The sequence below is a fragment of the Cobetia sp. LC6 genome (assembly GCF_030264805.1).
GTDB lineage: Bacteria > Pseudomonadota > Gammaproteobacteria > Pseudomonadales > Halomonadaceae > Cobetia.
The window spans coordinates 172,624-180,838 of sequence record NZ_JASSPL010000009.1; the positions used below are offsets into that span (position 1 = coordinate 172,624).

At 59.9% G+C, this 8,215-nt stretch carries 7 protein-coding genes; 2 read left to right on the top strand and 5 right to left on the bottom strand.

The genetic code is table 11. The annotated features are described in order from the left end of the window. Positions 1-171: 171 nt before the first annotated feature. The 3 genes from QQF40_RS12145 to thiO form a co-directional block, all read right to left on the bottom strand. Positions 172-1,635: an NAD(P)/FAD-dependent oxidoreductase gene (locus QQF40_RS12145; protein ID WP_285461477.1), complete on the bottom strand. Its 1,464-nt coding sequence runs from the start codon at positions 1,633-1,635 to the stop codon at positions 172-174. 116 nt (positions 1,636-1,751) lie between these two features. Then, positions 1,752-2,138, bottom strand: a complete 387-nt coding sequence (locus QQF40_RS12150) for a nuclear transport factor 2 family protein (RefSeq protein WP_175088574.1) — start codon at positions 2,136-2,138, stop codon at positions 1,752-1,754. Positions 2,139-2,446: 308 nt separating this feature from the next. Continuing rightward, positions 2,447-3,586 (bottom strand): glycine oxidase ThiO, encoded by a 1,140-nt coding sequence (gene thiO, locus QQF40_RS12155; RefSeq protein ID WP_285461478.1) that lies wholly within the window; start codon positions 3,584-3,586, stop codon positions 2,447-2,449. A 192-nt stretch (positions 3,587-3,778) separates the two neighbouring features. Between thiO and QQF40_RS12160 the strand changes: the two genes are divergently transcribed. Both QQF40_RS12160 and QQF40_RS12165 read left to right on the top strand, forming a co-directional pair. Next, positions 3,779-4,894: an AAA family ATPase gene (locus QQF40_RS12160; protein WP_282627774.1), complete on the top strand. Its 1,116-nt coding sequence runs from the start codon at positions 3,779-3,781 to the stop codon at positions 4,892-4,894. Then, positions 4,891-6,639, top strand: coding sequence for a cobaltochelatase CobT-related protein (locus QQF40_RS12165; RefSeq protein ID WP_285461479.1), 1,749 nt, complete (start codon positions 4,891-4,893; stop codon positions 6,637-6,639). Before QQF40_RS12160 ends, QQF40_RS12165 begins: the two co-directional genes overlap by 4 nt. Before the next feature lie 262 nt (positions 6,640-6,901). Here QQF40_RS12165 and QQF40_RS12170 read toward each other — a convergent pair whose 3' ends face one another. Further along, positions 6,902-7,171 (bottom strand): hypothetical protein, encoded by a 270-nt coding sequence (locus QQF40_RS12170; RefSeq protein ID WP_285461480.1) that lies wholly within the window; start codon positions 7,169-7,171, stop codon positions 6,902-6,904. A gap of 305 nt (positions 7,172-7,476) precedes the next feature. After that, complete coding sequence (locus tag QQF40_RS12175; RefSeq protein WP_285461481.1) at positions 7,477-8,046, bottom strand: hypothetical protein; 570 nt, start codon at positions 8,044-8,046, stop codon at positions 7,477-7,479. Between the last annotated feature and the right edge of the window lie 169 nt (positions 8,047-8,215).

Here is an 8,215-nt window from a genome sequence, read left to right on the forward strand (position 1 = left end):
TGTAGCCGCCAGTGATGACAGACGGATGCATCTCCGCTTGATTATCTTTTCGATAACAAAAATGCTCCCGCATTGATCGAATCATCGATCAGTACGGGAGCATCGTGTTCATCGTGATATCAGTGCCGAGTCGCGCCCTGCTTCGCATCGCACCCTGTATTTAATCGCCCCCTACCTGGCCTCATCCTTGAAGGCGTACCAGCGATACAGACAGCGCTGGCCGGTGCGGCGGAACGGCGCGAACAGCGGCGACTCGACCTTGTTGAGCACATTTGGGTACGGCAGACGCGACTGGAAGATCGGCAGCACCAGGTCCGCCGCGTCCCTGGCGATCCACTGGGCGAGGCGCTTGCCCGCCTGGGCGGAATACATCACGCCGTTGCCGCCATAGCCCATGGCGTAATAGATGCTCTGCTTCGGGTCCGGCTGATGGATGCGCGGCATCATGTCGTGGCTGACATCCACCCAGCCCCACCAGGAGTAATCGACCTCGATGCCGCTCAGCGCGGGGAACTTGCGGTGCATGTCGGCGATCAGCAGCTGCTCGTATTGCGCCTTGGGCGCGTCACGCCCCGAGACGGCACTGCGACTTCCGATCTGCAGGCGATTGTCCGGCAGCAGGCGATAGTAATGACGCAGCACCCGGGTGTCGGTAAGCACCTGATGGGTATGGAAGCGGGTCGCCTCGATTTCCTGCGCCGTCAGCGGGCGCGTCACCAGCGAGTTGGAGAGCACCGGCATCAGCCGCTTGTCGAGCTCCCGATGCAGCTTGCCAGAGGTGTAGCCGCCAGTCGCCATGCCCACCGAGCGCGCCTTGACCACGCCACCCGGCGTCGTCAGGTAGTGCACGCCATCGCGGGTCTCCCAGCTCTCCACCGGACTTGCCGGGTGCACCTTGACGCCCAGGCGGCGCGCCTTGCGCAGATAGCCGAAGGCCAACTTGCCGGGGTGCACGCCGATACCTTCCGGCTCGTGCATCGCACCGCAGGCCTCTTCATCCCCGACCCACTCGTTGCGCACCGTGGCGCCATCGATGATGCGGGCATCGTAATTGAAGGTCTCGCGCAACAGGCGCGCTTCCTTCTCCAGCCCCGGCATCATGCGATCGCGGTGGGCGATGTACAGGTGGCCGCCCGGCTGCGGATCACAGTCGATGTCCTTGATCAGCTCCTTGAAATTCTCCATGCCCTCGACGCACTCGCGGTGCAGGCCGTGGGCGGCCTCGAGACCGTAACGCTCGATCCACTGCGAGCGCTTGAGGCGACCGGTGGCACACTGCGCCTGACCGCCATTGCGGGTCGAGCAACCCCAGCTGACCCGATTGGCCTCCAGCACGGTGGCCTTGATGCCGTACTTCTCGGCCAGCACGATGGCGGCGGTCAGCCCCGTGAAGCCGGAACCGACGATCACCACGTCGGCGTCGATATCGCCCATCACCGGGCCGTCGTCTGCCGGCGGCTCGCCGGCGGTGGCGACCCAGTAGGTCGGCGCGTAGTCACGCCCTTCGCCGGGGGTGGCGCTCACCAGCGGGTCATAGGCCGGGTCATACGGCCGGGAGGCCTGAGTGGCCGGGCGCTGTGGTGACTCGCTGCCCACCTCATCTGGCCGGGTGCCGTGCTGCACGATAGTTCCCATCTCGAACACCTCCTCTCACCCACGGGGCGCACGCCACGACCTGACGCCGTGACGCGCTGCCCCCTGGGCAAAGACAGCTTCAGAAACCTCATCCCTGATCGATACGCCGCTGGCGCTCAGACGTTGACGGGCGGACGGTTCTTGCGGAAGGCGTTCTTGATCGCGATCTTGCCGTCACGCAGCGTGAAGGCGTCGATCATGCGCGCTTCGCTGCGCGCGCCATCGGCGGTGGTGCCGGTATAGGTGCTGATGACGAAGCCACGGTCGCCATCGGCGAAGATTTCCGCGTCGATCCACTGGGCATCCGGCGCGTTCTGCCAGGCAGCGGAGAGACCCGCACGCACGGCGTCCTGACCGGCGAAGGTCTTGCCTTCGAGTTCCGGCCCGGCGATGGCGAGGAATTCGCAGTCATCGGTCATCATCGACAGGCAGTCGTCGATGTCGTGACGGTTGAGGGCATCGCAGAAGGCAGTCAGCAGTTCGATGGTGGCTTGGTGAGTCATGGTTCGGGCTCCGCAGTCTTGTTGTTGGGTATGTTGTCGAGCTTGTGGTTTGAGCAAGTGACAAGGGCGGCAGCAAGCGCTGCGCCATGACCCGAGACTACGCCGACACCTGCACTGCCCTTTAGCACCAGTTGACCACCAGCGATTGGGCCAGTTGGTACCAGCGCTGCTGCCCTGGTGCCAACTGGTCCCATCGCGCCGTTCTAGCCCCGTCTGTGGCGGCCATGATCAGCCATAGAGAGCATCAGCCAGCCAGAGCAACAGCCATAGAGAGCATCAGCCAGCCAGAGCATCAGCCATCGAAAGCATCAGCCAGCCAGAGCGGTGGGCGCCATCACGCCCGGGGGCGTGAAGGCCTCCGCTGACATGAAGCTCTCGCGGCCGAGCAGCATGTCACTGAGCAGGCGCGTGGCGGCGGGTGCCAGCACCAGGCCATTGCGGTAGTGACCGGCATTCACGTAAAGGCCATCAAGCCCTGGTACCGCGCCGATGAAGGGCGTGCCATCCGGCGTGCCCGGACGCAGACCGGCCCAGTGATGCTCCGGCGCCAGCTCACCCAGCGCCGGCAGAATGCTCGCGGCGCTGGCATGCAGCGACTCACGCGCCTGCGCGGTGGTGGACTTGTCGAAGTCCTGATGTTCCAGCGTCGAGCCGATCAGAACCCGTCCATCGGCGCGCGGAATCACGTAGCGGCCATCGCACAGCACCACCCGCGACAGCAGCGGCTCATCCACACTGCAAAGCCCCGCCGCCACCGGATTGAACACCATCATCTGCCCCTTCACCGGGCGTACCGGCAGCAGTACACCGGCCGCGGCCAGCAGCCTGCCGCTCCAGGCGCCGCCACATACCACGACGTTGACTGCGCTGACGGTCTCATCAACAAGCTGCACGCCCGTGACACGCGACGGCGTGGCAAGCACCAGCTGCGTGACCTCGCACTCTTCACGCACCCGGATACGCGGATGCGCCAGCAGACGCGCACGCAGCGCCTGACCGAGTCGCGGATTGCGGATGCTGCCGAGCGTCGGCATCCACAGCGCCTGCTGATGGCCACTGACCAGATGCGGCTCGCGCGCGTAGAGCGCCTCACGCTCGATCACCTCCAGCGGCTTGTGTTGAGTGCGTGCCCAGTCCAGCGCCAGCGCCTCATCCTCGACCCGCAGATAGATCAGGCCCTTCTGGCGGTATTCCGGGTCGACCCCGGTGGCCTCCTTGAGCGCCTCGGCAAGCCTCGGGTATTCGCCTTCCGACCAGCGTGACAACGACGAGATGGCACTCGAGTAACGCCACGGATACAGCGGCGAGACGATACCGCCGCCGGCCCACGACGCCTCGCGTCCGCACTGGCCGCGCTCCAGCAGTGTGACCGTCTGACCGGCCTCGGCCAGCTGCCACGCCATCATCATGCCGATCACGCCGCCACCAATGATCAGGGTATCGCTCATCTGCCTTGCTCCTGCGGGAAATGAATAATCACAAATCTCATATTTCGATACGATTTGCATTATTTTTAGAAACAAAGCTATATTCAAGCCATTGCCGCCGCCCGGCAGACCTGTCTTCCCCGACAGGTCTGCCTACACGCCCGATACAGGTCTGCCGGGCAGCCACCGACAAGAATGACGAGGGAGACACCCGTGAGCGACGCCACCTTGACGCCTTCCAGCAGTGATGAAAGCTCTGCCAATGATGCAAGCCCTGCCAGCGATGCAGGCCCCGCCTCCCCGGCCGAGCAGCCGCTGCCCGCCGGCCAGTTGCAGCCCACTGAGCTTCGTGGCGTGCGCGAGCTGTTCGGCATCGACAGCGACCTCAAGGTGCCGGTATTTCTGGAGCGCGACGCCCACGTGCCGGAAATCGACACGGCCTATCGCTTCAATCCCGATGTCACCCTCGCCATTCTCGCCGGCTTCACCAACAACCGCCGCGTGATGGTTCAGGGCCTGCACGGCACCGGCAAATCGACCCATATCGAGCAGATCGCCGCGCGCCTCAACTGGCCGTGTCTGCGCGTCAATCTCGATGGCCATGTCAGCCGGCTGGATCTGGTCGGCAAGGACGCCATCGTGATTCGCGACGGCGTGCAGGTTACCGAGTTCCAGGAAGGCATCGTGCCCTGGTCGCTGACTCGCCCCATCGCGCTGATCTTCGATGAGTACGATGCCGGCCGCCCGGACGTGATGTTCGTCATCCAGCGCATTCTGGAGCGCGACGGACACTTCACGCTGCTCGATCAGAATCGCGTGATTCGTCCGCATCCGCAGTTCCGGCTGTTCGCCACCGCCAATACCGTCGGGCTTGGCAATCAGGACGGGCTCTATCACGGCACCCAGCTTCTCAACCATGCGCAGATCGACCGCTGGAACATCGTCGCCAAGCTGGATTACCTGCCGCGTGAGGAAGAGGTGAAGATCGTGCTGGCGCGGGTACCCGCCAAGGACAACGAGCGTGGCCGCGCCCTGATTCGCGCGATGGTCGCGGTGGCCGACCTCACCCGCAAGGGCTTCGCCAATGGCGACCTGTCGAGCCTGATGTCGCCGCGTACCGTGATCACCTGGGCGGAGAACTGCGAGATCTTCCGCAACCCGGCGCTGGCCTTCCGCCTCTCCTATCTCAACAAGTGCGATGAGCATGAGCGCCCGCTGGTCGCCGAGTTCTATCAGCGTTGTTTCGCCAAGGAGCTGGAGGAATCCGCGGCGCTGATGGAGAGCGATCTGATGGATGAACAGGACAGCGACAAGGGAGCCCGGGCATGAGTGCGGCCCAGCAGGTACGCCGTCGTCAGCAGTATCTCGAGGAGCTTTCGGCGGCGAGTCTCGGGGCACTCAGCGGTCAGGCCGGCTGGGCCTATCGGGGGCGGCGCCTGAGTCGGCATGCTCAGGCGCTGCCATTGCGCACGCCGCATCTGCGCCTTGAGGAAGATGACTGTACGCTCGACAACTATCGCGCGGTCAGCGATGCCATCGCGCTGCGCCTGATCCACACCGACGAGGCGCTGCATCTGGCGGCGCGGCCGGCGCTGCCGGAAACCCGACTGATCTATGACCTGCTGGAGCAGCTGCGTGTCGAGGCGCTGGTCGACCCTGACATGCCCGGCGTGAAGGAGAATCTGGCGCGGCGCTTCACTGACTGGTGCCTGGCCTTCTATCACGCGGGCCTGACCGAGACGAGCAGCGGCATCCTCATCTACAGCGTCATCCAGTCGTGCTGGTCGCGCCTGATGGCCTGTGCGGTGATCCACGAGACGGAGGATTACATCGAGACGACGCGCGCCTCCTTCTATCAGGCGCTGGGCGCTGACATGGCGGGGCTGAGACGCACGCGTTTCGATCAGGCGGCCTATCAGCAGCACGCGCTGAACATCAGCCTGTGGCTGGAGCAGGAGCTGGCCGAGTCGCTGGAGGAGCAGGACGGCGAGGAGGATGACGAGGCAGACGCCAGACAGCGCTTCGCGCTGTTTCTGGAAAACGAGGATGAGGAAGCGAGTCTGCTCGAGGAGCAGGCGGCAGCACAGCTGCCGAGCCATCGGCGTGGCGCGCCGGAGGAATTGCTGCCCTATCAGGTGTTCACCACGGCCTATGACCGCGAGCTGGAGCCTGCCAGACGCATGCGCGCGGCCCTGCTCGACGAGTATCGTCAGGCGCTGGATACACGTCTGGCGGAGCAGAAGATCAACGTGCGCCGCCTGGCACGTCAGCTGGCGCGCCATTTCAGCTCACCGCAGCGTGAAGGCTGGCACTTCGGGGAAGAGGAAGGAATCATCGATGGGCGACGACTGAGTCAGGTGATTTCCTCGCCTGCCGAGCGGCGGGTCTTCCAGCGCGAGCGCTGGGTGCCCGAGGCCAGTGCGCAGGTCAGTTTCCTGATCGACTGCTCCGGTTCGATGAAGGTGCATGGCGAGGCGGTGGCGATGCTGATCGAGATTCTCACCCGCGCGCTGGACATGGCCGGCGTGCCCACCGAGGTGCTCGGCTTCACCACGGGTGCCTGGAATGGCGGCCGCGCCCTGAAGGACTGGCGACGCGCCGGCAAGCCCGCGCGTCCGGGTCGCCTGAATGAAGTGCAGTATCTGGTCTTCAAGCCCGCGTCACTGGCGTGGCGCCGTGCACGCCGCAACTTCGGCGCCCTGCTCAAGGCCGATCTCTACCGCGAAGGCGTGGATGGCGAAGCCGTGCAATGGGCCTGCTCACGTCTCGCAGACAACGCCCCTGCCGACGAAGGCGCGCGCCGTCTGCTGGTCGTCATCTCCGATGGCAGCCCCTGTGACAGCGCCACCAACACCGCCAATGACGAGCAATACCTCGACAGCCACCTCAAGCAGGTGGTCGCGCAACAGACCCGCTCCGGCCGCCAGGCCATCCTCGGCCTCGGCGTCGGGCTGGACCTCAGCGCCTACTACCCCAACCAGCTGATCATCGACCTCGAACGCACCCTCGACAACGCCCTCGCCGATGAAATCGTCTATCACATGGCGCTGGCGTGCCGGCATCAGGGAATGTGAGCTGCTGCGAGCACACGATGGTGCACTGCTAATGTCGAATCATTCCTAGATCACCCGCGCGAGCAGGGTATCGTCAATCCCGAATGCACCCTCGACAACGCCCTCGCCGATGAAACCGTTAATCATATGGCGCTGACGTGCCGACATCAGTGGATGTAACTAACGTACGTATATTAGTTACAACAAAGCCTTCAAATCAAAAAACCTTAAAACTAATCGAAGACCTTTAACCCCTCAGTCGCTATTTGTTTATAAAGCGAGACTATGTTACTATAATTGAGGCAGCAACCAGAATCATACTAATAAGCGCACATACATTAGAACTACTTTTACCCATACCAAAAGTTGCCGGCAGTGCTGTAAATATTATACCAAACAACGCAAAAGCTAAGCTCAAATCTCTATCAGATCCAAAGACGATAACTTTACTTAAAGTTATCACAATAGCAATAACCCCTACGAAAAAAAACACAAACCTTGGAATAACCATATGGTCATCATTGACTTTATCGGCAGTATATTCGTCGCTCACGTCATTTCCTCTTACTGAAGACATTAATTAAAGCCACATCCAACACCTCTGACAGTATTTCAATACGTAGTTAGCGTCTAGTCGCACCAACTCATTTAATACTAACACAGCAGCCATTTAATAAAACTTAACCAACCTGGCTTTAAGAATATAGTCGCATGATTCAAGCCAGATCCTACGACTCTCTAAAAACTATAAAGCACTAATCCAAAAGCAAAGTTAACGATCGACAATCATGCATAAAAAACGATGTCCAAGAAGAACCAACCAAAATCACCCTCCTTAAAAACAATAGGATCTCGAAATCAATCAACAGAATCAAATATTCTTTTCATTTTATTTCTAAATACATCTTCACATTTAAAGCAAGCACAATATTCAATTGCTTCCGGATCACCTGTAACAAACTCATCACAGTGAGGGCAGATTACAGCTCGCCAACCTCGATCATGACAAACCACACAACTCCACAAACCATCGATGAAAAAAACCGAGGGAATTGTTGACCTACATTGATGACATTCAGCGATCCACTCGTCCCTTTCATCACAGCAGTAATCATCTCCATTAGAGTATTCGTCAGCACACTTAGCTATAACATCTTCTGTAGTCAAAGGATAATTACAAGCAGTACAGATTACAGGGCTTTTATTAAAAAACTGAACCAAAGAAGAGCATTCAGGACACTCAATAGTAGCATCAGTAGGCTTTATCGATATACCTCTATCGTCACAGATTAAACAGTGATAATTATCTCCCCATTCATTAGTTTTCTCTACGATAGCAGCAGCAAACCCACACGCATTACAAGCAAGTATCACTTCTCCTCGCTTACACTTGATATCGATATCTTTCTCTAACTCAGTAAACCTCACCCTGAGATAATCCCTCTTAGTAAGCATCAACCTTTGAATATCTTCTATCTCTTCAATATGCTTATAAAAAATCTCATTCCATTTTGAGGGGCGGATGCAGGCTCTGAGTGCAACACCCTATTGAATTGAGGGTGGTGCTTCATTGTGCTTTGCCATCAGTTCATTCATC